The following is a 26,052-nucleotide window of genomic DNA, read 5'->3' as shown; positions in this document are numbered from 1 at the left end:
GATATGATGCGGTCATGAACGAACAAATCGACACGGTGACGCTTTGGCGCCCGGTTGGGCCTGAAGAGCTGAAGCTGATCGAGAAGTCCGGCATGCGGGCGTTTCCGCCGCGCCTTCCCGAGCAACCCATTTTCTACCCCGTTCTGTCCGAAGCTTATGCCGTGCAGATCGCGCGTGACTGGAACGTACCAGCCAGCGGCTCGGGCTTCGTTACCCGGTTTGACGTTTTGAAGAGCTTTCTCGACCAGTACCGGGTTGAACATGCCGGTAGCAGGGCACATCTGGAATACTGGATCCCTGCCGAAGACCTTCCTGAATTCAACAGGGCAATTGTCGGCAGGATCGAGGTGACGGCCGCTTTCGGCACAGATGCGAACCTTGCCGGCTAACGCCGAATGATCATCCACCGGCCTTCTTCGCCGCCGCGGCCGAAGCAAAACGCTCGCGCAATTCCTTGCCCTTGCCGGCCAGCGTCCTCTGGCGGGCGCGGCCAAAGGCCAGCGCATCGTCGGGGACACTTTCGGTGACCACGCTGCCCGAAGCGATGTAGCCGCCCTTGCCGATCGTAACAGGCGCCACCAGCGAGGAGTTCGAGCCGATAAAGGCGCCCTCGCCGATGTCGGTGAAAAACTTCGAGTAGCCGTCATAGTTGCAGGTGATGGTTCCAGCGCCGATGTTGGCGCCGGCGCCGACGCGGGCATCGCCGATATAGGTCAGGTGATTGACCTTGGCCCCCTCCTCGATCGTCGCCTGCTTGACCTCGCAGAAATTGCCGACCTTGGCCTTTTGCTTGAGATCGGCGCCCGGCCGCAGCCGCGCGTACGGGCCGACATCGCAGTTCGAAGCGATGGTGGCGCCTTCAATGTGGCTGAAGGCATGGATCTTGGCGCCCGTGGCGATTTTCACGCCCGGCCCGAACCAGACATTGGGTTCGACGATCGTATCCGCGCCGATCTCGGTATCGTGCGAAAAGAACACGGTTTCCGGCGCAATCAATGTGACGCCGGAGAGCATGGCCTCGCCCCGCCGGCGCCTCTGCCAGATGCCTTCGGCCTGGGCGAGTTCGGCACGGTTGTTGATGCCGAGCACATTCTCGTAGCCGGCTTCTGCCGCAACGACATCAAAACCCTGCCCGCCGGCGATCTCGACGACGTCGGTGAGATAATACTCGCCCTTGGCATTGTTGTTGCCGACTTGCTCGAGCAGCTTGAGCGCATGCTTGCCCGCGACCGCCATCAGCCCGCCATTGCAGAAGGTGATTTTCTTCTCCTCGTCGGTGCAGTCCTTTTCCTCGCGGATGGCGATGAGCTTGCCGTCCTTTTCTATCAGCCGGCCATAGCCGGAAGGATTTGACGTGCGGAAGCCGACCACAACGACGGCAGCGCCTTCGGCCAGCTTCAGGCGCGCAGCAGTCAGCACCTCCGGATCGATCAGCGGCGTATCGCCGAACATCACCAGGATATCGTCGTAACCCTTTGATATCGCGTCGCGAGCAGTCAGAACAGCATGCGCCGTACCGAGCCGCTTGTCCTGGACGAAGGTCTCCGCCTTCGGCGCGAATTTTTGCGTGGCCTTGCGCATCTCGTCCGCACCATGGCCGATCACCAGAGCCAGATCACCGCTGCCTGCCGCTTCGGCAGCCCTCACGACATGGGCGACCATCGGCAGGCCGGCGATCGTGTGCAGCACTTTTGGCACAGCGCTTTTCATGCGCGTGCCTTCGCCGGCGGCGAGGATGACGGACAGGCAGGTTCTCTGGCTCATGGAAAGGCAACCATATGAAAAGCGTTGGGAATCAAGGCATGTCTAGCACTGACGCCATGCTGCACCAATGCGGTTAAATTCCGGTGAGACGGGAGAGCAACTGACTTTTAATCAGCAGGTGTAGATGCGCCAGCATGGGGCCGTATCTGGTCAAGCCTACCCCAGCTGCCCCAGCACCGGAAAATTCTCCAGCAGCCAATAGGATGCGGCCTGCACGCCTCCGGTCAGGAAAAAGACGCCGGCGACGACCAGCAGTGCGCCCATGGCCTTTTCGACACGGCCGAGATGCACGCGGAACTTCGAGAGAAAGCGCATGAAAGCGCCGGAAAACAGCGCCGCGATCAGGAACGGTATGCCGAGACCTAGCGAGTACGCGGCAAGCAGCAGCGCGCCCTCGCCCACCGTCTCGCGGCCGCCGGCCAACGTCAGGATCGGCCCCAGCACCGGTCCGATGCAGGGTGTCCAGCCGAAGGCGAAGGCCAGTCCCATGACATAGGCGGCAACGATACTGGCCGGCTTGCCTTGCGACTGGAAGCGCGCCTCACGCGACAGCAGCGGGATGCGCAATATGCCGAGAAAATTCAACCCCATCAGGATGATCAGCACGCCGGCGGCCATCGCCAGCGGCTCCTGCCAGACGCGCAGCAGCCGGCCGATGGTCGAGGCGCCGGCGCCCAGCGCCACGAAGACGGTCGAGAAGCCGAGAACGAAGGCGATCGAGGCATAGAGCAGCGCACTGCGCGCGTCGGCCTTGGCCGTGACGCCGGCATTGCCGCGGAAATCATCGACCGACACCCCGGCCATGTAGCAGAGATACGGCGGCACCAGCGGCAGCACGCAAGGCGACAGGAACGAGATCGCCCCCGCCCCGACCGCGCTGACATAGCCGATATCCAATGCCATTGCCGAACTCCAACTGTCGGCGCCGATATAGCGGCGCACGGGCTTGTCCGCCAATCACCATTGCGTGGCAAGTTGCCGCCCTGCATCGAGGAAGAAACGGCACCCCAGGCGCGTTGATGCAACGAGGCCGCGACTTTCCGCGCGCTTCCCGATCATATCAGGGAGAACAGGCCTCCCGGCGGCCAGCTTTTGGTACTGTCCGCTGGGCATATGAGCCCCACTCGCCACGCCTGGCTCGCCCGCCGACAGAGCATCCTACCGAACGTCTCTTCAGCGGGGGGCTGGCGCATGATCGATGTTTCTCTTATATCCGCGGAAGATTTTGTCCCGTTTCTCCCGGATCCATTGCCGGCTTGTCCAACGGTAGGGCAGCCGCTCCCCCTATCCGGGATTGCGGATATCACATGACGCACCCTTGGGTTGCGCGCTGAATGCAGGACTGCATTTTGGGCGCTTCCCCTTGACCGGATGCAAAAGCGCGGCCATGTGAGCGACAATTCTACGAGATTTCGTCGCGCGCAGCGGAATTCTTCTGCCGCACCACAGCTGATATGAGACCTCATGGACGTCGTCGTCGTCGAATCGCCGGCCAAAGCGAAGACAATCAACAAGTACCTCGGAAAGAACTATAAGGTCCTGGCCTCGTTCGGCCACGTCCGCGATCTGCCGGCCAAGGATGGCTCGGTGCGTCCGGACGAGGATTTTGCCATGTCCTGGGCTGTCGACACCGCCTCGAGCAAACGTCTTGCCGACATCGCCAAGGCGGTCAAGGACGCCGACGGCCTGATCCTCGCCACCGATCCGGATCGCGAGGGCGAAGCCATTTCCTGGCACGTTCTGGAAGTGCTGAAGCAGAAGCGCGCGCTGAAGGACAAGCCGGTCAGCCGCGTCGTCTTCAACGCCATCACCAAATCGTCGGTGCTGGAAGCTATGGCCAATCCGCGTCAGATCGATGCGCCGCTGGTCGACGCCTATCTCGCCCGCCGCGCGCTCGACTATCTCGTCGGCTTCACCCTGTCGCCCGTGCTGTGGCGCAAGCTGCCCGGCGCCCGTTCCGCCGGCCGCGTGCAGTCGGTGGCATTGCGGCTCGTCTGCGACCGCGAATTGGAGATCGAGCGCTTCATTCGCGAGGAATACTGGCAGATATCAGCTCTCCTCGGCACGCCGCGCAAAGAAAATTTCGAGGCGCGGCTGACCGCCTTCGAGCGCAAGAAGCTGCAAAAGCTCGACATTTCGAACAAGGCGCAGGCCGACGACATCAAGACGATGTTGGAAGGCGCTGTTTTCAAGGCGCTGTCGGTCGAAGCCAAGCCGACCAAGCGCAATCCAGGCCCGCCCTTCACCACCTCGACGCTGCAGCAGGCCGCCTCCTCGCGTCTCGGCTTCTCGGCCAGCCGCACCATGCAAGTGGCGCAGCGGCTCTACGAAGGCATGGATATCGGCGGCGAGACTGCCGGCCTGATCACCTATATGCGAACCGACGGCGTGCAGATGGCGCCTGAAGCGATCTCGGCCGCCCGCGATGCCATTGCCAAGGAATTCGGCCCGAAATACCTGCCGGAAAAGTCACGCTACTACACGACCAAGGCCAAGAACGCCCAGGAAGCGCACGAAGCGATCCGCCCGACCGATTTCATGCGCACGCCGGCTTCGGTCAGGCAATATCTCGATGCCGACCAGGCCCGGCTCTACGAGATGGTGTGGAAACGCGCCATCGCCAGCCAGATGCAGCCGGCCGAGATCGAGCGCACCACGGTCGAGATCGAGGCGGTCAATGGCGCCCGCACGGCCGAGCTTCGCGCCGTCGGCTCGGTCGTTCGCTTCGACGGTTTCATTGCCGCCTATACCGAGCAGAAGGACGAGGATTCGGAAGACGAGGAAAACCGCCGTCTGCCCGAGATCCGTGCCGGCGAACAGCTCGACCGCGAGGCGATCAACGCCACCCAGCACACGACTGAGCCGCCGCCGCGCTATTCGGAGGCTTCGCTGATCAAGAAGCTGGAAGAGCTCGGCATCGGCCGGCCATCGACCTATACGGCGATCCTGAAGACGCTCGAGGACCGCGACTATGTCGCCATCGACAAGCGCAAGCTTGTACCGCAGGCCAAGGGGCGGCTGTTGTCGGCCTTCCTCGAAAGCTTCTTCGAGCGCTATGTCGAATATGATTTCACCGCCTCGCTCGAGGAAAAACTGGACGAAATCTCGGACGGCAAGCTCGCCTGGAAGGATGTGCTACGCGATTTCTGGAAGGATTTTTCGGGCGCCGTCGCCGACATCAAGGAATTGCGCGTCACCGACGTGCTCGATGCATTGAACGAAGAACTGGCGCCGCTGGTGTTTCCCGCGCGGGAAGACGGTTCGAACCCCCGGATCTGCCCGAAATGCGGCACCGGCAACCTGTCGCTGAAGCTCGGCAAATTCGGCGCCTTTGTCGGCTGTTCGAATTATCCCGAATGCTCCTTCACCCGCCAGCTCGGCGACGCCGCCAACCCCAATGGCGAAAACGGCAATGGCGAGGACGGCACCAAGGTGCTTGGCAAGGACCCCTACACGGCGGAGGAAATCACCCTGCGCAGCGGTCGTTTCGGCCCCTATATCCAGCGCGGCGACGGAAAGGAAGCCAAGCGCTCCAGCCTGCCCAAGGGCTGGACGGTCGATTCGATCGACCACGAAAAGGCACTCGCCTTGCTGTCGCTGCCGCGCGACGTCGGCAAGCATCCGGAATCCGGCAAGATGATCTCGGCCGGGCTGGGGCGCTATGGCCCGTTCGTGCTGCATGACGGCACCTACGCCAATCTCGACAATATCGAGGACGTGTTCTCGATCGGTCTCAACCGCGCCGTGTCTGTGATTGCCGAGAAGCAGTTGAAGGGCCCGGGCGGCCGCAATGGCGGCACGCCCGCCGCCTTGAAGGAGCTCGGCGAGCATCCGGCTGGCGGCGGTAAGATCGTCGTGCGTGACGGCAAATACGGGCCTTACGTTAATTTCGGCAAGGTCAATGCGACGCTGCCGAAGGGCAAGGACCCGCAGTCGGTGACGATCGAGGACGCGGTGGCGCTGATTGCCGAGAAGGAAGCCAAGGGCGGCAGTGGCGGCAGAAAGCCCTTCCGCAAAGCGGCCGCACCTGCCAAAAAGCCTGCGGCGGCCAAAAAACCGGCGGCCAAGAAAGTGGCCAACAAAAAGGGATAGGGCATCGTGGCGCGCAGGGTATCCGGAAGAAGTCATGGCGATCTGCGCACCGCCGACACGAGAGCCAAGGTTAGGGATAACTACCGGCCGTCCCGCGACGAGATCCTGCGCTACATCGCCGAAAATCCGGATCGCTCAGGAAAACGCGATATCGCCAAGGCGTTTGCGCTGCGCGGCGAGGACCGTATCTGGCTGAAAGACATTTTGCGCGACCTGCAGGATGAGGGCCTGCTGACCAAGGAACGCAAGCGGCTGGCCCGCGTCGGCGCCCTCGCCCATGTCGCCGTGCTCGACATCTTTGGCCGCGACGCCGACGGCGTGCTGCTGGCGCACCCAACCGAAGCCATTGGCAACGGCGAGCCGCCCGTCATCGCGATCCGCGTGTCGCGCGGCGGCGGCGGCCCGACTCCGGGCATCGGCGACCGCGTGCTGGCCAAGACCTTTCCAACAGATGACGCGACGGGCCCCGCATACACCGGGCGGGTGATGAAGATCTTCGAGAAGCGCACCGATGCCGTTCTCGGCGTTTTTCGCGTTCTGCAGGACGGCACCTTCCGCATCGAGCCTGTCGAAAGACGCCAGCCGGAGCTGGTGGTCGACAAGGAATTCCAGAACGGCGCCAAGAACGGCGATCTGGTCGAGGTCGAGCCGGCGCGGGCCTCCCGCTATGGACTGCCCAGAGCCAAGGTGCTGGCGGTGCTCGGTTCGCTGACCAGCGAAAAGGCGGTCTCGATGATCGCCATCCACGCGCATGACATTCCGCATGTTTTCCCGGCAGACGTCATTGCCGAGGCGGAGGCGGTCAAACCGGCGACGCTGGCCGGCCGCGAGGACTGGCGCGAGCTGCCGCTGGTCACCATCGATCCGGCCGACGCCAAGGACCATGACGATGCGGTGTTCGCCATATCGGATCCAGACGAAAAGAACCCCGGCGGCGTGGTGGTTACCGTAGCGATTGCCGATGTCGCCGCTTATGTGCGCTATGGCACCGCGCTCGACCGCGAGGCGCTGGAGCGCGGCAATTCGGTCTATTTCCCGGATCGCGTCGTGCCGATGCTGCCGGAGCGCATCTCCAACGACCTTTGTTCGCTGCGCGAAGGCCAGGACCGCCCGGCGCTGGCGGTCCGCATGACCTTCTCGGCCGATGGCCGCAAGCTCAGGCATTCATTCCACCGCATCATGATGAAATCGGCGGCGAAACTCGCTTATCCGCAAGCGCAAGCCGCGATCGACGGCGCGCCGGACGACAAGACCGGCCCGATCCTCGACACGGTGCTGAAGCCGCTGTGGGATGCCTACGCCGTCGTCAAGCGCGGCCGTGAGACGCGTCAGCCGCTCGAGCTTGAACTGCCTGAGCGGAAAATCTTGCTCAAGGAGGACGGCACCGTCGACCGGGTCGTCGTGCCGGAGCGGCTCGACGCACACAAGCTGATCGAAGAATTCATGATCCAGGCCAATGTCGCGGCGGCCGAGACGCTGGAGGCGAAACGGCAGGCGCTGGTCTACCGCATCCATGACGCGCCTTCGCTCGCCAAGCAGGAATCGCTGCGCGAATTCCTGCAGACGCTTGGCCTCTCGCTGGCACGCGGGGCGCAGATGCGGCCCAACCAGTTCAACGGGATTCTGGATCGCGTCCGCGGCGCCGACCATGAGGGACTGGTCAACGAGGTGGTGCTGCGCACGCAGATGCAGGCCGAATATTCGCCCAGCAACATCGGCCATTTCGGCCTCAATCTGAAACGCTACGCGCATTTCACGTCGCCGATCCGTAGATATGCCGACCTGATCGTGCATCGCGGGCTGATTGCCGCCCTCGGCTTTGGTGCGGGCGGACTGACGCAAGATGAGGCGGAGCGGTTGGAAGAGGTTTCAGCACTGATCTCGGCCACTGAGCGCCGCGCCATGGCCGCCGAGCGCGACACGGTCGACCGGCTGATCGCCGCCTATCTGGCCGAGCGTGTCGACGATCGTTTCGATGCACGCATTTCGGGCGTCACCAAATCGGGACTATTTGTCCAATTGCCGCAGTATGGCGCAGATGGTTTCATCCCGGTGTCAAGTCTGGACGGCGATTACTATATATACGACGAAACTGCCCGATCGCTTTTCGGAGAGCGCACCGGCAAGGGCTATCAGCTTGCCGACCGCGTCGAGGTTCGCCTGATCGAGGTGGCGCCTATGGCCGGCGCGATGCGTTTCGAGATGCTGACCGACCCAAAGCCGCTGCCCGGCTCCAAACGGTCGTTTCACAAGGCCAAAGGCCGCGCCCGCGCGTCGCAATCGCGTCCAGGCTCGCGCGGCAGGAGACGATAATGCCAAGCGATTTGAACATGAACCAACAGGTTTTCGGCGGCGAACATCATTCGGGCCGCATTGCCCGCCCGCTGTGGACGGCGATGAAGCGTGGCGCGCTTGGCCGCTGCCCGCATTGCGGCGAGGGAAAGCTGTTTCGCGCTTTCGTCAAGACCGTCGATAAATGCGATCATTGCGGCGAGGAGCTCCATCACCACCGCGCCGACGACCTGCCGGCCTATCTGGTGGTTGTTATCGTCGGCCACATCGTGCTCGGCGCCTTCATGGGTGTCGAAGCGACCTCCACATTGTCCACCTGGCAGCACATCGCCATCTGGGTGCCGCTGACCATCCTCATGGCGATCGTCTTGCTGCAGCCGGTCAAGGGCGCCGTCATCGGCCTGCAATGGGCGTTCTATATGCACGGCTTCGGTGGGGAAGAAGATCTGATCGAGTCGCATCCCGAGGCTTGAAACCGAGGCTGGCGCAAATCGGCATGGCTGGACGCCACTTTCGCATCGGAGAAGATTCCGCTAGGTCGTGCGCATGGACGTTATGACCAAGGCGGAAGTCGACAAGGTTGAGCGGATCGCGCTCGACGCCAAGCCTATACGCCCGCGCGACGCCGCGACGCTGATCCTGCTCGACCGCAAGGGCGACGAGTTCCTGGTGCTGATGGGCCGGCGCCACGCCCGTCACGCGTTCATGCCGGGGAAATTCGTCTTTCCCGGTGGTCGTACCGATCCGGCCGACAGCCGAATTCCCGTTGCCACAGCGTTGCAACCTGAGGAACAGGCGAGGCTGACCGCCGGCGTCGGCCGCACCAGCCCGGCCCGCGCCCGCGCCATCGCCCTGTCGGCGATTCGCGAGACCTATGAAGAAGCCGGCCTGCTGATCGGCCAAAAGGGCGCCTTCGCCACGACCAGGCGCGATTGGCAGGGTTTTGCCGAGCACGGCGTAAGACCCTCGCTGGAAGCGCTGCGCTTCGTCGCGCGCGCCATCACGCCGCCAAACCGGGTGCGTCGCTTCGACACGCGCTTCTTCAGCGCCTGGCGCGAAGATGTCGCCGTGGAGTTGCCGGACGGCGGTCCGACCAACGAGCTGGAGGAACTGGTCTGGCTGCCGCTCGCCAAGGCCAGAGAAGCTGATATTCCCGACATCACCAGGGCTATCCTCGAGGAGCTGGAAAAGCGGCTCGTCGATGATCCGCTGCTGCGCCCCGGTGGTTCCGTGCCGTTCTACCGGCTTGTCCGCAATCGCTTCGTTCGCGAAATTCTGTAGAGCATAGAGCATTCACATCCCATGACGGTCGATACCCAGCAAGAGGTCGAGGAACGCGTACATTGGCTGCCGATGATCGCGGCGATCTCGTCGATCAGCGTCGTCGGCATCGCCATCGGCCTCGGCATGCCGCTGCTCAGCGTCATTCTCGAAACGCGCGGCCATTCGGCGACCATGATCGGCTTCAACACCGCTGTCGCCGGCCTCGCATCGATCGTCGGCGCACCGCTCGCCACCCCGCTCGCCATGCGCTTCGGCGTCGCCTGGACGATGCTCGCTATGATCGCAACGGGAGTGCTGGCCTTTGTCGGCTTCCATTTCGCGCCGGACTTCTGGATGTGGTTTCCGCTGCGCGTCCTGCTGCACATCGCGCTGACGGTGCTGTTCATCCTGTCGGAATTCTGGATCAGCACGTCGGCGCCGCCACACCGGCGCGGTCTCGTCCTCGGCATCTACGCCACCGTGCTGTCCCTCGGCTTTGCCGCCGGGCCGTGGCTGTTCGCGCAACTCGGCAGCACCGGCTTCCTGCCCTTCGGCGTCATCATGGCGCTGGTGACGCTGGCCGCCATCCCAGTTCTGGCGGCACGCAACGAGAGCCCGACGATCGTCTCCAATGGCGAAACCAGCAACTTCCTGCGCTACATCTGGTTGGTGCCGACGGCGACCGCCGCGGTGCTGGTGTTCGGCGCGGTCGAGACCGGCGGCTTTGCGCTGTTCCCCGTTTATGGCAACCGCATCGGCTATTCCGAGGCCGATGCCGCCCTCCTGCTCACCATGATTGGCCTCGGCAACGTGCTGTTGCAGATCCCGCTCGGCATGATCAGCGACCGTGTCAGCGACCGCCGTTATCTGCTTCTGGTGTGTGCAACCATCGGGCTTGCCGGCACTATCTTCATGCCGCACTTCGCGCAGGACTGGCATCTGATGGCGGCGCTTCTGTTCGTCTGGGGCGGCGTGGTCGCGGCCATGTACACGATCGGGCTGGCCCATCTCGGCTCGAAGCTTTCCGGTCACGACCTGGCTTCGGCCAACGCTGCCTTCGTGCTTTGCTATGGTGTCGGCATGGTGCTCGGCCCGCAGGCGATCGGCATCGGCATGGACCTTTTCGGACCCTCCGGCTTCGGCTGGGCGCTCGGCGTGTTCTTCGCCTTCTATATCGCGCTGGTCGGCGCCAGGCTCGCCCGAAAAATCCTGTAGAAAGACCCGATCGATGCCTCATGTGGCGCAAGGCTGCTGACATGACCGTGTCAGCAGCACCAAGGTAGATTGTCAGCAACACGCCACGAATTTGAGGATGCCGCCATGATCGACTCCGGGTTTGAAACGAAATCGGTGCGGATGGAATTGCTGCTGCTTGTGACCTTTCAAGCGCCGGCCTCCGATGTCGACCGCATCATGGAAGCTGTGGTCGCGATCGCTCCGCTGACCATGGGCAAATACGACAGCAATGCCTACCAGTCGGCGCACGGCATCGAGCGCTACCGGCCACTCGAAGGCGCGGCTGCAGGCGCCGAGACGGAATTGCGCAGACGGCATGGCACGGTGGAGGTGTCGTTCGAACTGCCCGACGATCAGGCGTTGGCCGCCCGCATTGTCGAAGCGATATTCCAGGCCCACAGCTATCAGGAGCCGGTGATCCGCATTCAGCCGATCCTCGCCAGCCGCTCCAAGGGCTTGGACGACCGCTCCAACCCGAACCGCTGGTGGAACACCACGGGAGACTGGAAGAAGGCCGCTCCGCCGGTTAGGGAAGACGCATAGTCAGGAACATTCTCGGCTGCCGGCTGGCTCTGATATTGACCACGGCTTGCACAAGCGACTGCACCGAAGCCTCACGGGGTTGACTTTCCGGGCGCGTTCTTTATGTGTCGCGCCGAGTTTCCCGCGTCCGGGTGTTTCCCCGTGCTCCAGCGGCCAAAACTCCACGAACATAACGGACGAACACAATGGCCAAAGCCGCAAACATCAAGATCAAGCTTCTGTCGACCGCCGACACCGGTTTCTTCTACGTGACCAGCAAGAACAGCCGCACCAAGACGGACAAGCTGTCGTTCCGCAAATACGATCCGGTTGCCAAGAAGCACGTCGAGTTCAAGGAAACCAAGATCAAGTAATCTGGTTTCCTGCTTTAAAGCCAAAACGCCGCCCCTATGGGCGGCGTTTTTGTTTTCAAGGCTTCGAAAAAGTCCAAAATGTCCAACGCTTGTCGCAGAGTCGTGAGGCATTTTGAGAACGGGGGCCGGTCGGCGTTTGGCAGCGGTACGAGGAGGCCACTATGTGCCAGCGCCGGCCGGCCGACCCCACGGACCCAGGAGATGCGGCGGACCTGAATCATGGGGTATTCTTCGGATCGATCCGGCTATCTACCTCGCGCCGGTTCCGTCATTGGTCTGCACACTTGCGCAACAGCCTGTGAAAATCAACAATTTCTTAACCAAGCCCGGCGAATCGCTTGCATTAAGGTAAATTCGTAACCCTGTCGCACTGAATGGAGAATCGGCCTTACGCCGCCTTGGCGACGACGCGGTTGCGGCCGGCGCTCTTGGCTTCGTAGAGCGCGAGGTCGGCGCGCTTCATCAGTCCGGCAACCGTATCCACGCCCTTCAGCACCGACGACACGCCGACGCTGACGGTAACCTCGATCGTCTTGCCGTCGTGACCGACGGCAAACGGCATAAGGGCGATTTCGGCGCGAATGCGCTCCGCGACCTTTTCGGCGACGGCGCCGTCCGTGTCCGGCATCACCACGACGAACTCCTCGCCACCGAAACGGCAGGCGAGATCGATGCCGCGCACATTCTTGCGCAGCCGCCGCGCAAATTCGCGCAGCACCTCGTCGCCGCCGTCATGGCCATGTGCATCGTTGATCGTCTTGAAGCGGTCGAGATCGGTGATCATCATCGACAGCGGCCGTCGCCGCGCCACGGCACGGTCGAACAACGTCTGCAGGTGGCTGTCGAGGTATCGGCGATTGTGCAGCCCAGTCAGCGCGTCGGTCACCGCCATCTCGATGGTCTGGGTGACGCTGGCACGCAGCTCGTCGTTGTAGCGCTTGCGGCGCACCTGCGTGCGCAGCCGAGCGGTCAGCTCCTGCTGGTCGATCGGCCGCATCAGATAGTCGTTGATGCCGAGTTCGAGGCCGCGGATGATGCGCCCCTCCTCACCCTCCTGCGCCAGAAGGATGATCGGCACGAAACGGGTGCGATCGAGCGAACGCAGTTGCGAGCAGAGCCTGAGCGGATCGAAATCGGCAAAGGCCGTCGAGATCATCACGCATTCATAGGGCGTCTCGGCGGCCTGGAAGAAGCCGGCATGCGGATCGGTGGCGATGTCGAGGTCGGCGGTGCCGCGCAGCATTTTCTGGACGCGCTCGAAGGAGGATTTGCGCTCGTCGATCAGCAGAACCTTCGGCGTGGTGTCTGCGGACGCGAAGTTGCGGCTCAACAGCTCCTCGATGCCAATATTGCGCGTGGTCGAGGCGCGCAAGCGCAGCTCGTCGGTCAACGTCTTCAGCCTGACCAGGCTTTTGACGCGCGTCATCAGCTGCAGATCGTTCGCCGGCTTGGTCAGAAAATCGTCGGCACCGGCCTCGAGGCCGCGCACCCGATCCGAAACCTGGTCGAGCGCGGTGATCATGACGACGGGGATGTGCGACGTCGCCGGGTCGCTCTTCAGCCGCCGGCAGACCTCGAACCCGTCCATGTCAGGCATCATCACGTCGAGCAGCACGACATCGACCTTGCCGTTTTCGCAGGTCTCGATCGCGTCCATCCCGTTCGTGGCGGTCAGCACCTCGAAATATTCGGCAAGCAGCCGGACCTCGAGCAGCCTCACATTGGCAGGGATGTCGTCGACGACGAGGATCCGTGCAGTCATCTCATAAAGCTCCGGCTCGGCTGGAAGGGCGCATCAGGCGTCGCCCAGGTAGGATTTGATGGTTTCGATGAAACGCGGCACCGAGATCGGTTTGGAAATATAGGCTTCGCAGCCACCTTGGCGGATACGCTCCTCATCGCCCTTCATCGCGAATGCAGTGACGGCAATGACCGGTATGACATGGAGGTCGTCGTCCTCCTTCAGCCATTTGGTCACCTCCAGCCCCGACACTTCGGGCAGCTGGATGTCCATCAAAATGAGGTCCGGCTTGTGCAGTCGCGCCAAATCCAGTGCTTCCAGGCCGTTGCGCGTGCGTACCGTCTCGTAACCGCTCGCTTCGATGAGGTCCCGAAAGAGCTTCATGTTGAGCTCGTTGTCCTCGACGATCATGACCTTCTTAGGCATCAAATTCCCGTCTCGGCCTGCCTTCCGCTCGAAGGTTGCCGTCATGCGCCCTCGCCGGTACGCATCAACTCCTGCTCGACTCTACGGCAATATAATTGACGAAACGGAAACCGGCTGCCGGAAAAGCTTCGGATTTCACCTCGGTCACCGCATTGCAGAGTTAGATGGCTTGCCGCAGGCGACGCTTGCGATTACTGCCAAAAAGAGACTTATTCCACCGCGCAAGAAGGTAGTGATGGCAAACGCAGCGTCAATGCGCGAGGAAGCGGAAACCATTGCCGTGAAGGCATTGGGCTTCGTCGCCGCCGATCCGGAACTTCTGCCCCGTTTCCTGGCGATCACCGGCATCGAGGCGCATTCCATCCGCCAGGCAGCCGGCGAGCCGGGTTTCCTGGCCGGCGTGCTGCAGTTCATCCTCGCCCACGAGCCGACGCTCATGCGGTTCGCGGCCGAAACCGGCACGCCGCCGCCTTCCGTCGGCAAGGCGCTGCGGGCGCTGCCGCTTGGCGACGACGACCATGAACATTCGATATGAGCGACGACCGGATCGCGAAAACGCCTACGGCGTCGTTTCTTCTTCGCTGTCGTCGCCTTCATCATTCGCAACCGGATCGGCCGGCTTCACCATGACACCATTGACCGTGACCGAACCGTCCGGCTTGCCGTTGACGACCCATTCGATGCGACCGTCCGGCAGCGTCTTGCCGAATCCCTTGATCGCAAGCGCCACCGGCACATATTGCGCGGCTTCCGGCTCCGACTTCGCCGCCGCCTGCAGGCTTTCCACAATTCTGTCATAGCCTGCGATATCGATCGTCACATTTGCCTCGGGCTTCATGCCGGGGAACGTCATCTCGCCTTCCATCGCGATTTCCATGTCGCCGTTCTTCACCGTGCTGTGGCCGATGACAAATTTCGGCGTCTTGGCCATGAAATCAGCCTTGATCCGATCGCCAAAGTCGGCCGGCAGCGGCGGATTCTTGTTGAGATCAAAGGCCTCGATCGCCTTTTTCGCCATGCTGTCGAGATCGATGTTGGCGCCGCCGAAATTCAGATTGATGTCGGTGGGCAGCAGCGCCGTACCCCAGGCGGGCACAAGATTTTGAGGGATCGTCAATCCTGCGGCCTTGATCGTATAGTTGACTGCTCCGTTCTGGGCGATGCCGTCGGTCCCGAAGCTGGTGCCCAGCTCCGTCGCTCCGAAATGCCCGACCGGGCTTTCGACAATGACATCCTTGAATCCGTAGCTTCCGTCGATCCGCTCCCACAGCGGCAGCGCGGCGAGTAAAAGCGATTTAAGCTGCGCCTGGTTGGCCTTTAGCTTGGCTTCGTCTTCATTGGCGACGGCAAATGCCAGCAGATCGAGAAATGGCTTTGTCCGCATCCCTTTGCCGGTCGCATTCACCGACAGTTCTGGCGATTTGATTGTAAGCGGGAATTTCAGCCCGCTTTTGGCATCGTCAAAATCAAGCGTTTCGGCAAAATCGGCCACCGTCTGCGTCGCGGTGAAATCCACGCCGCCATTCGCAGCTTTGGTTGCGCTCATCGTGGCGATACCGGCGCCGGTGCTCACTTTGGCGCGCTGCATGGCGTCCTGGGAATTCATCGTCATGCCGGCCATCGACTGTGTGGCACTGGTGAAAGCTGCCAGTTCGGTGTCAAAGACGCCGGTGAACTTGCTGTCTTTGATCGAGAATTGCATGCTCTGCGGGCCTTCCGGCCCCATGAACTCGAAGGACCCGCTTGGCGACAAATCTGCAGAGACATTCCACGTCCCATTGCTGCTTGGCTTGACGAGGAATGCGTAGGGGCTGAAGTCGAACTTGAAGGAATGCTGCGTCGCCAACAGGTTCACGACAGGTTTGAAGTCGACGGCGAGTTTGTAAGCGTCGCCTTCCACGGAAACCTTCAGGAAACCGCTGTCGATCGCCTTACTGCCAATGTAGCGAGACAGATTTTCGGAGAGCTGCTTCGCACCCTCGCCATCGACGGTCTGGCCGAAGGCAGGCGCGCTGAGCGCGAGAACAAAGACGGCCGGCAGAACACGGTTCACGCAGAATCTCCGTTGCTATTCTTCTGGTAGAAAACTCCAATCGTAACCGTAAGCCGAAACGGGCGAGGTGCAATCCCTCCTGAGCGCTAGGTCCCGGGCACCGTTCATGAAGCAGCGGCGCGGCGCGACGCGGATGATGCAAAGCGCCCTGCCCGATCGCGGTGTTCGCCAGCATCGACGATGCATCAGCCTGTCGCACCAGCAAGAGCTCGCGTCATCGGAGCTTCACATCGCCTTCTTCGGCGTGACGACGCAAGCGGCGCGGGCATTGAGCAGGTCCCAACCGAAGACGGCGTCCTTGCCGGGCGCGCCGAGATCTTCCGCCGACTTGCCGAGCGCATCATGAATGTCGACTGCGGTGGCGCTGCTGTTTGCCGACTTCATCAACGCCGCTGCGGCGGCAACAAACGGCGCCGCGAAGGAGGTACCGGTCTTCGGCCGTGCGCCGCTGACCGACGCCGCTGTCCATACTTCGACGCCTGGGGCGGCCAGGTCGATATGCTCGCCGCGGCCGGCACGCCTGCAGAGGCGTCTCATGCGGTCCACCGCCGTCACTGCGATCACTTCCGCGTAGGCCGCCGGATAGGCAGGTCCGGCCTTGGGACCTCCATTGCCGGCAGCGGCGACGATGATCATGCCGCCTTCGGAAAGTTTCCGGACAAACTGCTCGAGAAGGGCATTCGCAGGACCCGACAGGCTCATATTCGTCACCTGCACGCCGCGCACGGAAAGAAGATCGAGTGCGCGCAGAAGATCATAGACGTCCGAGCGATCATCCTGGCGATCGCCCCGGTGAAACGCATCGCGGCGCGCACAGCAGCACTGGTTAAAGCACCAATCGCATCAGCGGTCGGCCCGCCTTGCGCTCGACCAGCCTCTCGAAGCCGGCTTTCTCGAAGACCCGCGACGAGCCGACGAACAGCCCGATCGAACGCGAATCTTTCGACAGGTCGATCGGACACGCCTCGACGAGCCGCGCGCCATTCTGGCGAGCAAACTCGATGCCGCCTTCGACCAGCCGGTGCGTCACGCCCCTGCCGCGCGCCTTGACGCGAATGAAGAAGCAGGAGATCGCCCAGACGCCCGGATCCGTCGCGTCGGCAGGATCGACCGGCGCCGACCCCCTGCCCTTATTGTTCCATTCGGGCACGTCGGCGCGCGGGCCGATCTGCATCCAGCCGACCGCCTTGCCATCCTCGAACGCCAGCAGGCCCGGTGGTGGCCCGGCCTCGATCCGCGCCTTGATGTGGTCCTTGTTGCGCTGCCGGTCGCTGGCGCGGCGCGTTGCCGGCGACATCCGGAAATGTGTGCACCAGCAGCCGTAGCAGGCGCCTTGCTTACCGAAAAGATCTTCGAAATCAGCCCAAAGCTCAGGCACCAGCGGCGCTATGGTCGTATTCATGAGCTCTCTCCCGGCCCACCGCCTTGTCGTGGCGTCCGTCCTGACGTACCATTGCCTTTGTTCTCTTTATGTTCGCAGCGATGGCGGCTCCTGTCAACAATCCTGATCACGGTTTTTGCCGCGACTGCCTGACCTTTCAGCGCGGTGAGGCACGGCGCTGCGAACGCTGCGGCAGTCCACGACTTGCCCGCCATCCGGAGCTCTATCGGCTGCATCTCGCCCATATCGATTGCGACGCGTTTTATGCGGCGGTCGAAAAGCGCGACAATCCGGCGTTGAAGGACCGGCCGTTGATCATCGGCGGCGGCAAGCGCGGCGTCGTCTCCACCGCTTGCTATGTCGCCCGCATCCACGGGGTGCGCTCGGCGATGCCGATGTTCAAGGCGCTCGAAGCCTGTCCGGAAGCGGTTGTCATCCCGCCGGACATGGAAAAATACGCACGCGTCGGCCGTGAGGTACGCGCCATGATGCAGGCGCTGACGCCGCTGGTCGAGCCGATCTCCATCGACGAAGCGTTTCTGGACCTTGCCGGCACCGAGCGCCTGCATGGCTTGCCGCCCGCGGTGGTGCTGGCACGCTTCGCGCTCGGCGTGGTGAAAGAGATCGGCATCACCGTTTCATCAGGCCTGTCCTACTGCAAGTTCCTGGCCAAGGTGGCGTCGGACTTTCGCAAGCCACGCGGCTTTTCGGTGATCGGCGAGGCCGAGGCATCAGGCTTTCTGGCCGAGCAGCCGGTGACGCTCATCTGGGGCGTGGGAAAAGCCTTCGCCGCCACGCTTGAACGGGACGGCATCCGCTTAATCGGCCAGCTGCAGCGCATGGAGCGCGGCGACCTGATGCGCCGCTACGGCGTGATGGGCGACCGGCTCTACCATCTTTCGCGCGGCGAGGACGACCGCCGCGTCCATCCCGACCAGGATGCGAAAAGCGTCTCGGCGGAGACCACCTTCGACACCGACATCTCCTCCCTGGATGAACTGGTTTCGGTGCTCAGAGCGCTGTCGGAAAAGGTCTCGGGGCGGCTGAAGAAATCCGGCATCGCCGGGCGCACCGTCGTGCTGAAGCTGAAGACCCAGGATTTCAAGACCCGCACGCGCAACCGCCAGCTCGGCGACCCGACACGGCTGGCCGACCGCATTTTTTCGACCGGGCTCGACCTGCTGCGCAAGGAGACGGATGGTACGAAATACCGGCTGCTCGGTATCGGTGTCAGCGACCTCTCGAATGACGACAAGGCCGATCCGCCCGATCTCGTCGATATCCAGTCGCGCAAGCGCGCCATGGCCGAAGGCGCCATCGACACGCTGCGCGACAAGTTCGGCCGCAGAGCGGTGGAGACCGGCTACACCTTCGGCAAGGGCCGCAAAGCCCACCCGCCCGAGCCGATCGAGGACTGATGCATGATTCCCGAAAAGTGGAATCCGGTGTGGAAAAGATCATGCTTAAGAGCGGGCCTTCAGATGCGTCGCAAATCGATCCGGCTGGTCATCACGCGCTCGCCGGTTTTCGGGTCGACGTCGATAACGGTCAGCCGCATGCCGTCCTCGCCGCTCTTCTCGACCGTCATTTGCGCCGTGCGATCGCCGTTGACCTCCCTGGCCCAACGGATGCCGAGATTGATCGCATTGCCGGAGCGCTTGCCGCTGAGCTGTGCCGGCCCGGTGCGGGATCCGACATAGGTGCCGGTGTACTTCGTCCCGCTGGACTTCAGATCGGCACTGATGGCGCGCGTCACCACGACGAGACCGCGGCAGGTGCCGTCCAGCGACAATGAACTCGATGTCGCGTCGGAATTGAAGCGGCAGGAGACGTTCACCGTCGGCGCCTCGGTGGTTACCTTGACGGTACCCTTGCCGGCGAAGTTCCCCTCGAACGAGCGGAGAAAATCGGCTTCGTCGGCGCGAGCTGCGCCAGTTGCAGCCGCCAGGCAGCCGGCAAGTACAAATCGTGCAAATGATTTCATTGGATCTCTCCCCGTTGATATCGGTATCACGACGTTTCCAACGAACTGGCTGTTGGACCAACGCTCGCCGTGACGGCAGGTTCCGCCCTCAACATGACCGTTTTGCAACGTGCTGCCCTGGCCCAGCCGAATGCGTCGACTAGTGGTTGCGGTGAAAGTCCCGGCTTGCGACATAGCGCGCATGGCACCCTCACCCTCGATCCCCAGGGCCGCGTTCTGGATGGCGCTGTCGATCGCATCGTTTCTGACGATGTCGGTCGCCGGCCGCGCCACGACGGCCGAGCTCAACGTATTCCAGGTGCTGGAACTGCGCTCGGTGATCGGCCTCTTCATCCTCCTGCCGCTGGTGATGATATCCGGCGGTTTTGCGGCAATGCGCACCAAACGCCCCTTGGCTCACATCGCCCGCAATGTCGTCCATTTTGTCGGCCAGGCGGCATGGCTCTACGCCTTGACGCTGATCCCGCTGGCCGTGCTGATCTCCATCGAATTCACGACGCCGATCTGGACGGCCATTCTGGCGGTCGGCTTTCTTGGTGAAAGACTAAGCCGGCCAAGGCTTGCAGCCATCGTGCTCGGGCTGATCGGCGTGGTGATCATCGTCCGTCCAGGCATCGGCTCTGTCGATCCGGGACATATCGTCGTGCTGGGTGCTGCGGTCTGCTTCAGCATATCTGTGGTCCTGGTCAAATCGCTGACGCGGACGGACAGCGTCGTGTCCATTATCTTCTGGATGCTGGTCATTCAGTCGGTGCTCGGCCTTATCCCGGCGCTCTACGAGTGGCGCAACCCGCCGCTCGAACTGTGGCCGTGGATCCTGCTGATCGCCTTCACCGGCATGTCGTCGCATTTCTGCATGGCCCGCGCCCTCGCCTATGCCGACGCGACCGTCATCTCGCCGATGGACTTTCTGCGCGTGCCGCTGTCGGCGCTGATCGGCTGGCTGCTTTATCAGGAGCAGATCGACGCCTTCACCGCCGGCGGCGCCTTGCTGATCCTGCTGGGCAATCTGCTCAATCTGCAGAAAAAAGCGACCAAACCAGCGGAAGTGGCAGCGTCTTAGCATCTTGCAGCCAAGCATCTTTGTTTGGCGTCCGACAAAATGCGTTAAAGCAAAGAGTTAGAGCGCGGTTTTGGTTCCACCAAAACCGCGCTCTAACCTCGCATCTCAGTCGCCTTCGTCGGGGATGTTGAGGAGGTGCCCGCAGGCCTTGCAGTGGACGGCGTCGGCTTCATGCCGCTGAAGGCCGCATTGCGGGCAAGGAAAAAACACCTTGTTGGGACGGAAGAGCGCCTGCGCCAGCCTGACGAACAGCGATATGCCGATGATCATGGTGACGATCGAGGTGAGCTTGCCGGCGATACCCGGCAGAACGATGTCACCGAAGCCGGTCGTGGTCACCGTTGCGACGGTGAAATAAAGCGCGTCGACATAGCCTTCGAGACCGGCCCCCGTGCGGAAGAAGAAGGTGTAGACAAAACCGGTGATGACAAGGAGGAATGTCAGGAGATTGATGACTGCGTGGCTCGCCTCGCGCCATCGCCTGAGGCCGCGCATCTCGAGATACCGCCACAGCGCGCCGCTGCGCGACAGCGACCACAGCCGCAATATGCGAAGGAAACCCAGATTGGCCAGCGCTGAAGGCATCAGCAGCGTCAGCAGGATAAATGCATCGACCCACGACGCCGGCTGTTTCATCAGGCGCAGCATGTCGTTGGAGGCAAGCAGCCGCGCAATCATGTCGGCGGCGACAAGCGCTGCCACAGAATAATCGAGCCAGAGGAACGAAGGCGACTCCTGGATAACCGGTGTGGCGATGAAGAAGGCGATGATGGCAAGGTCGATGATGATCGCGACCAGTTGAAACCGGAAAGCCGCCGGCGTGCGCCCGTGGTAGAGTTTGCGCAGCGTGCCGCGCAGCCGCGTCAAGGCTGAAAAATCCCGAGCTCCGTCCCTGTCTGGCGCCTTCATGACAACTGCGATAACGCTCGCTGCGACAGCCGTCCAGTGGGCAGAGCAGGGTGAAGGCGCTGTGAGTTGAGAACATCCGGAGCGTTTCAGATCCGGAAAGCGATCAGAGCGGTTCCGCCTCGATGATGCTGATGCGAGGTCCGGCTTCAACGATGTTGGCGACTTTGAAATCCGACGCCGCAAGCAGCAACTCGAATTCTTCTGCCGTGCGCTCCTGCCCGCCCGGCATGACCAGCATGTTCAGATCGCCGAATTTTGCACTGGCGCCTTCGTTGGGTGGCGCCAGAATGCTCTCAAGCACCAGCAGTTTGCCGTCTGGGCGCATCGCCCGGCGGCAGGTTTTCAGGATCCGGATGTTTGTGTCGTCGTCCCAGTCATGCAGGATCCATTTAAGCACGATCGCATCGGCGCCCTCGGGCACCGAGACGAAGAAATCGCCGGCGACGATGTCGCATCGACCGGCCACGCCCGCGGCGTCAAAGACCGGGCCGGCCTTCGCCACCACCTGCGGCCGATCGAAAAGAATGCCGCGCTGGCCGGGATTGCGGCAGAGAATTTCGGCAAGCAGCGCGCCCTGCCCGCCCGCGACATCCATGACAACAGAGAACGGCCGGAAGTCATAGGCCGCGGTCACCGCGGCGGCGACGCCACGCGACATGGCCGTCATGGCCCGGTCGAAGATGACGGACTCTTCCGGATGCGCCGCCCGGTATTCCCAAACGCCCTTGCCATGAGCGTGGCGAAAGGCATTATCGCCGGTGCTGACACTGTGCAGCAGATCGCTCCATGCCTGACGGAAATACGGCCGTCCGGTCAGAATCGCCCACGGCGCGACCGAACGCTGAACATCGGATCGCAACGCGCCGCCAATCGGGGTAAGCGAGAAAAATCGGTCTTCCGCTTCATGGAAGACGCCGACCGACGCAAGGGCGCGCAGCAGCCGGTAGAGCGCCTGCGGATGGGTATTGGTCAACGCGGCAAGTTCGCCGCTGGTGCGTTTTCCGTCCTTGAGATGGTCTGCGATGCCCAGCGTGGCGGCGACGCATACCGCCTGAGATACCTGGAACCCATTGACCATTTTCTGGAGTTCGGCAGCAGCTGTTCGCTCGTCCATGAGGCTCTCCCCCCGGCCGCCAAAAGCCCAGGCCGGCAACCGAAAAGACGAGTGGGCGGGCCGACCTCACGATACCAGTGGCAATGTCACCGGGCAATCCGGCGCTGGGCATGCTAGCGCTGGCTTGGCGGAACACGGTCCAAACAAAGGAGGCTGTGCTAATCCCGTTAGCTCACACCAGTTCCACTTCCACCACGCCCGGCACCGCGCGCATGGCCGACGCGATCTGCGGCGAGACGCGGTAACGGTTGGGCAGTTCGATCTCGACCTCGCCCTGCGCCTCATCCTTGATGACGATAATGCTCACCTGGCTATCGCCGCGCTGGGTAAGCTGCGATTGAATCGCCGACGCCGGTCGGTCATCCCTGACAAAGATGCGCAAGGCCTTCTGGATGCGGCTTGCCTCGTCCTCCAGCGACTGCACGGTCTGGATGCGTAGATTGACGCCTTCGGGCCTGTCCTCGGCCGAAACGGTGATCACCACCGATCTGCCGGGCTCGAGCAGGTCACGATACTGCGCCAGACCTTCGGAAAAAAGCACCGCTTCATACTGGCCCGACGTGTCGGAGAACTGCACGACGCCCATCTTGTTGCCGGTGCGCGTCTTGCGCTCCTGCTTGGTGGTGACGGTGCCGGCAAGCCGCCCGGCGGCAGCACCGCGTTTGACGGCGGCCGAGAACTCGGCCCAGTTCTGCACCCGCATCTTCTGCAGCGCCGCCTTGTATTCGTCCAGCGGATGGGCGGAGAGATAAAAGCCGACCACCTGGAATTCACGGTGCAGGCGGTCGGCGGCGAGCCACGGGTCGGTCGCCGGCAGGTTGAGCGCCTGCGACTGTGCGCCGAGCGAAGCACCGAAAATGTCGTGCTGGCCCGACATTGCATTCTGCTGCGCCAGCGATGCCAGCCCCATCATCCGCTCGACGCCGGCCATCATCGCGGCGCGGTCGTGGCCGAAGCAGTCGAGCGCGCCGGCCATGATCAGGCTTTCGAAGACCCGCTTTCCGACGATCTTCGGATCGACCCTTTCGCAGAAATCGGCGAGGCTCTTGAACGGTTTTTCGCCGCGCATGGCGGCGATGTGCTCGACAGCCGCGTCGCCGACGCCCTTGAGCGCGGCCAGCGAATAGAAGATCCGGTTCTCGCCGACTTCAAAGGCGCGGAAGCTTGATGTCACCGACGGCGCCACGACGTCGATGCCGAGGCGCAGCGCATCCTGGCGGAAATCGGCGAGCTTGTCGGTGTTGCCCATGTCGAGCGTCATCGACGCGGCCAGGAACTCGACCGGGTAGTGCGCCTTCAGATAGGCCGTCTGGTAGGAGACGACGGCATAGGCGGCCGCATGCGACTTGTTGAAACCGTAGTCGGCGAACTTTGCCAGCAGGTCGAAAATGAAGTCGGCCTGCGGCTTGCCGACGCCGCGCTCGACCGCGCCCGAAACAAAGCGCTCGCGCTGCTTGTCCATCTCGGCGCGGATCTTCTTGCCCATGGCGCGGCGCAGCAAATCGGCTTCGCCCAGCGAATAGCCGGCAAGCTCCTGCGCGATCTGCATCACCTGTTCCTGGTAGACGATGACGCCTTGCGTCTCCTTCACCAGATGGTCGATCTTCGGATGGATCGACGCCATCTCCTCCTCGCCATGCTTTCTGGCGTTGTAGGTCGGGATGTTCTCCATCGGTCCCGGCCGGTAAAGAGCGACCAGCGCGATAATGTCCTCGATGCAGTCGGGGCGCATGCCGATCAGCGCCTTGCGCATGCCTGCACTTTCGACCTGGAACACGCCGACCACTTCGCCGCGCGACAGCATGGCATAGGTATCGGGGTCGTCGAGCGGAATATGGGCGAGATCGATCTCGATGCCGCGGCGGCGGATCAGCTTGACTGCGGTCTCCAGCACCGTCAGCGTCTTCAGGCCGAGGAAGTCGAACTTCACCAGCCCGGCCTGCTCGACATACTTCATGTTGAACTGGGTGACCGGCATGTCGGAGCGCGGGTCGCGGTACATCGGCACCAGCTCCCACAGCGGCCGGTCGCCGATGACGATGCCGGCGGCGTGCGTCGAGGCGTGACGGTAGAGCCCTTCCAGCTTCTGCGCCATATCGAGCAGCGTCTGCACGATCGGCTCGCGCTCGGCCTCCTCGGCAAAGCGCGGCTCGTTGGCGATGGCGTCGGCGAGCTTGACCGGATTGGCCGGGTTCGACGGCACCATCTTCGAGAGCTTGTCGACCTGGCCATAGGGCATCTGCAGCACCCGGCCGACATCGCGAAGCACGGCGCGGGCCTGCAGCGTACCGAAGGTGATGATCTGGCCGACCTGGTCACGGCCGTATTTCTGCTGGACGTAGCGGATGACCTCCTCGCGCCGGTCCTGACAGAAATCGATGTCGAAGTCGGGCATCGACACGCGGTCTGGATTGAGGAAGCGCTCGAACAGCAGCGAGAAGCGCAGCGGATCGATGTCGGTGATGGTCGTCGAATATGCAACCAGCGAGCCGGCGCCCGAACCGCGGCCCGGCCCGACCGGAATGCCTTGCGCCTTCGCCCATTTGATGAAGTCGGCGACGATCAGGAAATAGCCGGGATATTTCATCCTCTCGATGACGCCGAGCTCGAAATCCAGCCTTTCGCGATATTGTTCGACCGTATAGCCAGGGGTCGGGCCGTGCGCGGCGAGCCGCGCCTCCAGCCCTTCATGCGCCTGTCTGGCAAGTTCCTGCGCCTCCGCCTTCACCGCCGCATCGGCGTCGGCGACATCGCCGCCGGCAAAGCGCGGCAGGATCGGGTTGCGGGTCTTGGGATAGTAGGAGCAGCGCAGCGCGATTTCGACGGTGTTGTCGATCGCTTCCGGCAGATCGGCGAACAGCCTCGCCATGTCAGCCTGGCTTCTCAGAAAATTATCGGGCGACAGGCGGCGGCGATTGTCGACGGCGACGACCGAGCCCTCGGCAATGGCGATCAGCGCGTCATGCGCTTCATAGTCGTCGCGCGAGGAAAAAAACGCCTCGTTGGTGGCGACCAGCGGCAAGTCATTGGTATAGGCGAGGTCGACGGACGATTGCTCAATCGCCCGGTCATAACCGGAAACCCGTTCCAGCTCGACATAGAGCCGGTCTCCGAACAGCGCCTTGAGCGCTAAAAGCCGTGTCTCGGCGAGGTCGCGGCGGTCCTCTTTCAAGGCGTTGCCGATCGGGCCGCGCGGACCGCCGCTGAGACAGATCAGGCCATCACAATTGCCTTGCAGCATCTCGGTCGTCAGATGCACGGCCTCGCCGGGCGGCGTTTCGAGATAGACCCGGCTGACCAGCCTGACCAGATTGCTGTAGCCGGCCTCGGTCGCCGCGATCAAAACAACGGGCCGCATTTCCGGACCTTGCCGCCTGCGGTCGCGCTGACTGTCGCCGGCTTCGCCGGAAAAGGCGAGAGCGGTCTGGCAGCCGATGATCGGCTGGATGCCCTCCTTCACTGCTTTTTGTGCGAATTCGAGCGCGCCGAACAGATTGTTGGTGTCGGTGACGGCGATGGCCGGAGCCTCGTCCTTGACCGCATGGCCGACAACCGTGCCGAGTTGCAATGCGCCTTCGAGTAGCGAATAGGCCGAATGCACGCGCAGATGAATGAACGGCCGCGCCGGCGCTTCCGGCCGGGACGCCTTCACCAAGGCCTCGCGTCGCAACGGGTCGCGTGGAAGTGTCTCATTCGCCATGGTTTTTTAGCGCCGCTTGAAAGGACTCAGTCGATGAAGGTGTATTGTCCGGCACCGAATGATGCGAGTCCAGCATAGCGATTCGGGTCTGCGAGCTCGAGATTCATTTGCTTTATGATGGCAGTTATGCTAGGAATA

The 26,052-nt window shown here is 62.6% G+C and carries 21 protein-coding genes and 1 pseudogene; 11 read left to right on the top strand and 11 right to left on the bottom strand.

Features of this window, described 5'->3' with window-relative positions; genetic code table 11:
- The first annotated feature begins 14 nt into the window (after positions 1-14).
- The gene (locus tag EN807_RS27345; RefSeq protein WP_135937443.1) at positions 15-389 is read left to right on the top strand and encodes an ADP-ribosylation/crystallin J1; all 375 of its coding nucleotides are present in this window, start codon (positions 15-17) and stop codon (positions 387-389) included.
- Between the two features lie 10 nt (positions 390-399).
- Here EN807_RS27345 and glmU read toward each other — a convergent pair whose 3' ends face one another.
- Together glmU and EN807_RS27335 are read right to left on the bottom strand one after the other, a co-directional pair.
- Entirely contained in the window at positions 400-1,764 is a 1,365-nt protein-coding gene (gene glmU / locus EN807_RS27340; protein WP_135937442.1) for a bifunctional UDP-N-acetylglucosamine diphosphorylase/glucosamine-1-phosphate N-acetyltransferase GlmU, read from the bottom strand.
- Positions 1,765-1,920: 156 nt separating this feature from the next.
- Positions 1,921-2,667: a cytochrome c biogenesis CcdA family protein gene (locus tag EN807_RS27335; RefSeq protein WP_127318765.1), complete on the bottom strand. Its 747-nt coding sequence runs from the start codon at positions 2,665-2,667 to the stop codon at positions 1,921-1,923.
- A gap of 561 nt (positions 2,668-3,228) precedes the next feature.
- Here EN807_RS27335 and topA point away from each other — a divergent pair.
- The 7 genes from topA (at position 3,229) to rpmG (ending at position 11,543) form a co-directional block, all read left to right on the top strand.
- Positions 3,229-5,856, top strand: coding sequence for a type I DNA topoisomerase (topA, locus tag EN807_RS27330; protein ID WP_135937441.1), 2,628 nt, complete (start codon positions 3,229-3,231; stop codon positions 5,854-5,856).
- Positions 5,857-5,898: 42 nt separating this feature from the next.
- The gene (rnr, locus tag EN807_RS27325; protein WP_246684390.1) at positions 5,899-8,169 is read left to right on the top strand and encodes a ribonuclease R; all 2,271 of its coding nucleotides are present in this window, start codon (positions 5,899-5,901) and stop codon (positions 8,167-8,169) included.
- Complete coding sequence (locus EN807_RS27320) at positions 8,169-8,621, top strand: DUF983 domain-containing protein (protein ID WP_127210820.1); 453 nt, start codon at positions 8,169-8,171, stop codon at positions 8,619-8,621. The genes rnr and EN807_RS27320 overlap by 1 nt, the downstream gene beginning before the upstream one ends.
- Before the next feature lie 73 nt (positions 8,622-8,694).
- Entirely contained in the window at positions 8,695-9,429 is a 735-nt protein-coding gene (locus EN807_RS27315) for an NUDIX domain-containing protein (RefSeq protein WP_135937439.1), read from the top strand.
- 21 nt (positions 9,430-9,450) lie between these two features.
- The gene (locus tag EN807_RS27310; RefSeq protein WP_135937438.1) at positions 9,451-10,626 is read left to right on the top strand and encodes an MFS transporter; all 1,176 of its coding nucleotides are present in this window, start codon (positions 9,451-9,453) and stop codon (positions 10,624-10,626) included.
- A gap of 105 nt (positions 10,627-10,731) precedes the next feature.
- Positions 10,732-11,190 (top strand): hypothetical protein, encoded by a 459-nt coding sequence (locus tag EN807_RS27305; RefSeq protein ID WP_135937437.1) that lies wholly within the window; start codon positions 10,732-10,734, stop codon positions 11,188-11,190.
- A gap of 185 nt (positions 11,191-11,375) precedes the next feature.
- Entirely contained in the window at positions 11,376-11,543 is a 168-nt protein-coding gene (gene rpmG / locus EN807_RS27300; protein WP_006201775.1) for a 50S ribosomal protein L33, read from the top strand.
- Positions 11,544-11,931: 388 nt separating this feature from the next.
- On the opposite strand, the gene EN807_RS27290 is transcribed toward rpmG, so the two are convergent.
- Positions 11,932-13,305: a PleD family two-component system response regulator gene (locus EN807_RS27290; protein ID WP_135937436.1), complete on the bottom strand. Its 1,374-nt coding sequence runs from the start codon at positions 13,303-13,305 to the stop codon at positions 11,932-11,934.
- Between the two features lie 33 nt (positions 13,306-13,338).
- Positions 13,339-13,695: a response regulator gene (locus EN807_RS27285; RefSeq protein WP_287247952.1), complete on the bottom strand. Its 357-nt coding sequence runs from the start codon at positions 13,693-13,695 to the stop codon at positions 13,339-13,341.
- Between the two features lie 250 nt (positions 13,696-13,945).
- Between EN807_RS27285 and EN807_RS27280 the strand changes: the two genes are divergently transcribed.
- Positions 13,946-14,245, top strand: a complete 300-nt coding sequence (locus tag EN807_RS27280; RefSeq protein WP_135937435.1) for a DUF3572 domain-containing protein — start codon at positions 13,946-13,948, stop codon at positions 14,243-14,245.
- Positions 14,246-14,269: 24 nt separating this feature from the next.
- Here the strand turns inward: EN807_RS27280 and EN807_RS27275 are convergent, their stop codons facing one another.
- The 3 genes and pseudogenes from EN807_RS27275 to EN807_RS27265 all read right to left on the bottom strand — a co-directional run bounded on the left by EN807_RS27275 (position 14,270) and on the right by EN807_RS27265 (position 17,165).
- A complete protein-coding gene (locus tag EN807_RS27275) occupies positions 14,270-15,763 on the bottom strand; it encodes a hypothetical protein (RefSeq protein WP_135937434.1) in 1,494 nt (497 codons plus the stop codon).
- Between the two features lie 225 nt (positions 15,764-15,988).
- Positions 15,989-16,567, bottom strand: a pseudogene (locus tag EN807_RS27270) (S8 family serine peptidase); the annotation flags it as partial.
- A 22-nt stretch (positions 16,568-16,589) separates the two neighbouring features.
- The gene (locus EN807_RS27265) at positions 16,590-17,165 is read right to left on the bottom strand and encodes a GNAT family N-acetyltransferase (protein ID WP_135937432.1); all 576 of its coding nucleotides are present in this window, start codon (positions 17,163-17,165) and stop codon (positions 16,590-16,592) included.
- Positions 17,166-17,233: 68 nt separating this feature from the next.
- Between EN807_RS27265 and EN807_RS27260 the strand changes: the two genes are divergently transcribed.
- Positions 17,234-18,562, top strand: coding sequence for a DNA polymerase IV (locus EN807_RS27260; protein ID WP_135937431.1), 1,329 nt, complete (start codon positions 17,234-17,236; stop codon positions 18,560-18,562).
- Between the two features lie 59 nt (positions 18,563-18,621).
- Here the strand turns inward: EN807_RS27260 and EN807_RS27255 are convergent, their stop codons facing one another.
- Entirely contained in the window at positions 18,622-19,128 is a 507-nt protein-coding gene (locus EN807_RS27255) for a hypothetical protein (RefSeq protein ID WP_135937430.1), read from the bottom strand.
- Between the two features lie 181 nt (positions 19,129-19,309).
- On the opposite strand from EN807_RS27255, the gene EN807_RS27250 reads away from it, so the two are divergent.
- Positions 19,310-20,191: a DMT family transporter gene (locus tag EN807_RS27250; RefSeq protein WP_135937429.1), complete on the top strand. Its 882-nt coding sequence runs from the start codon at positions 19,310-19,312 to the stop codon at positions 20,189-20,191.
- Between the two features lie 105 nt (positions 20,192-20,296).
- Here the strand turns inward: EN807_RS27250 and EN807_RS27245 are convergent, their stop codons facing one another.
- From EN807_RS27245 to dnaE, 3 genes are all read right to left on the bottom strand, one after another.
- Positions 20,297-21,100, bottom strand: a complete 804-nt coding sequence (locus tag EN807_RS27245; protein ID WP_127319531.1) for a potassium channel family protein — start codon at positions 21,098-21,100, stop codon at positions 20,297-20,299.
- A 103-nt stretch (positions 21,101-21,203) separates the two neighbouring features.
- The gene (locus EN807_RS27240) at positions 21,204-22,214 is read right to left on the bottom strand and encodes a methyltransferase (protein ID WP_135937428.1); all 1,011 of its coding nucleotides are present in this window, start codon (positions 22,212-22,214) and stop codon (positions 21,204-21,206) included.
- A 172-nt stretch (positions 22,215-22,386) separates the two neighbouring features.
- Positions 22,387-25,914 (bottom strand): DNA polymerase III subunit alpha, encoded by a 3,528-nt coding sequence (gene dnaE, locus EN807_RS27235; protein ID WP_135937427.1) that lies wholly within the window; start codon positions 25,912-25,914, stop codon positions 22,387-22,389.
- Positions 25,915-26,052 lie beyond the last annotated feature (138 nt).

This window comes from Mesorhizobium sp. M5C.F.Ca.ET.164.01.1.1, from assembly GCF_004792125.1.
Classification (GTDB): Bacteria; Pseudomonadota; Alphaproteobacteria; order Rhizobiales; family Rhizobiaceae; genus Mesorhizobium; species Mesorhizobium wenxiniae.
The sequence above is the reverse complement of the archived record's forward strand: the minus strand, read 5'-3'. Positions and strand labels throughout refer to the sequence as shown.

What these genes read in the sequence shown, in the direction of transcription:
- EN807_RS27255 (WP_135937430.1), bottom strand. Translation starts at nt 19,128, where the DNA reads ATGAAATCATTTGCACGATTTGTACTTGCCGGCTGCCTGGCGGCTGCA.
- EN807_RS27290 (WP_135937436.1), bottom strand. Translation starts at nt 13,305, where the DNA reads ATGACTGCACGGATCCTCGTCGTCGACGACATCCCTGCCAATGTGAGG.
- EN807_RS27335 (WP_127318765.1), bottom strand. Translation starts at nt 2,667, where the DNA reads ATGGCATTGGATATCGGCTATGTCAGCGCGGTCGGGGCGGGGGCGATC.
- dnaE (WP_135937427.1), bottom strand. Translation starts at nt 25,914, where the DNA reads ATGGCGAATGAGACACTTCCACGCGACCCGTTGCGACGCGAGGCCTTG.
- EN807_RS27310 (WP_135937438.1), top strand. Translation starts at nt 9,451, where the DNA reads ATGACGGTCGATACCCAGCAAGAGGTCGAGGAACGCGTACATTGGCTG.
- glmU (WP_135937442.1), bottom strand. Translation starts at nt 1,764, where the DNA reads ATGAGCCAGAGAACCTGCCTGTCCGTCATCCTCGCCGCCGGCGAAGGC.
- EN807_RS27245 (WP_127319531.1), bottom strand. Translation starts at nt 21,100, where the DNA reads ATGAAGGCGCCAGACAGGGACGGAGCTCGGGATTTTTCAGCCTTGACG.
- rpmG (WP_006201775.1), top strand. Translation starts at nt 11,376, where the DNA reads ATGGCCAAAGCCGCAAACATCAAGATCAAGCTTCTGTCGACCGCCGAC.
- EN807_RS27305 (WP_135937437.1), top strand. Translation starts at nt 10,732, where the DNA reads ATGATCGACTCCGGGTTTGAAACGAAATCGGTGCGGATGGAATTGCTG.
- topA (WP_135937441.1), top strand. Translation starts at nt 3,229, where the DNA reads ATGGACGTCGTCGTCGTCGAATCGCCGGCCAAAGCGAAGACAATCAAC.
- EN807_RS27240 (WP_135937428.1), bottom strand. Translation starts at nt 22,214, where the DNA reads ATGGACGAGCGAACAGCTGCTGCCGAACTCCAGAAAATGGTCAATGGG.
- EN807_RS27345 (WP_135937443.1), top strand. Translation starts at nt 15, where the DNA reads ATGAACGAACAAATCGACACGGTGACGCTTTGGCGCCCGGTTGGGCCT.
- EN807_RS27285 (WP_287247952.1), bottom strand. Translation starts at nt 13,695, where the DNA reads ATGATCGTCGAGGACAACGAGCTCAACATGAAGCTCTTTCGGGACCTC.
- EN807_RS27260 (WP_135937431.1), top strand. Translation starts at nt 17,234, where the DNA reads ATGTTCGCAGCGATGGCGGCTCCTGTCAACAATCCTGATCACGGTTTT.
- EN807_RS27250 (WP_135937429.1), top strand. Translation starts at nt 19,310, where the DNA reads ATGGCACCCTCACCCTCGATCCCCAGGGCCGCGTTCTGGATGGCGCTG.
- EN807_RS27280 (WP_135937435.1), top strand. Translation starts at nt 13,946, where the DNA reads ATGGCAAACGCAGCGTCAATGCGCGAGGAAGCGGAAACCATTGCCGTG.
- EN807_RS27320 (WP_127210820.1), top strand. Translation starts at nt 8,169, where the DNA reads ATGCCAAGCGATTTGAACATGAACCAACAGGTTTTCGGCGGCGAACAT.
- EN807_RS27265 (WP_135937432.1), bottom strand. Translation starts at nt 17,165, where the DNA reads ATGAATACGACCATAGCGCCGCTGGTGCCTGAGCTTTGGGCTGATTTC.
- EN807_RS27315 (WP_135937439.1), top strand. Translation starts at nt 8,695, where the DNA reads ATGGACGTTATGACCAAGGCGGAAGTCGACAAGGTTGAGCGGATCGCG.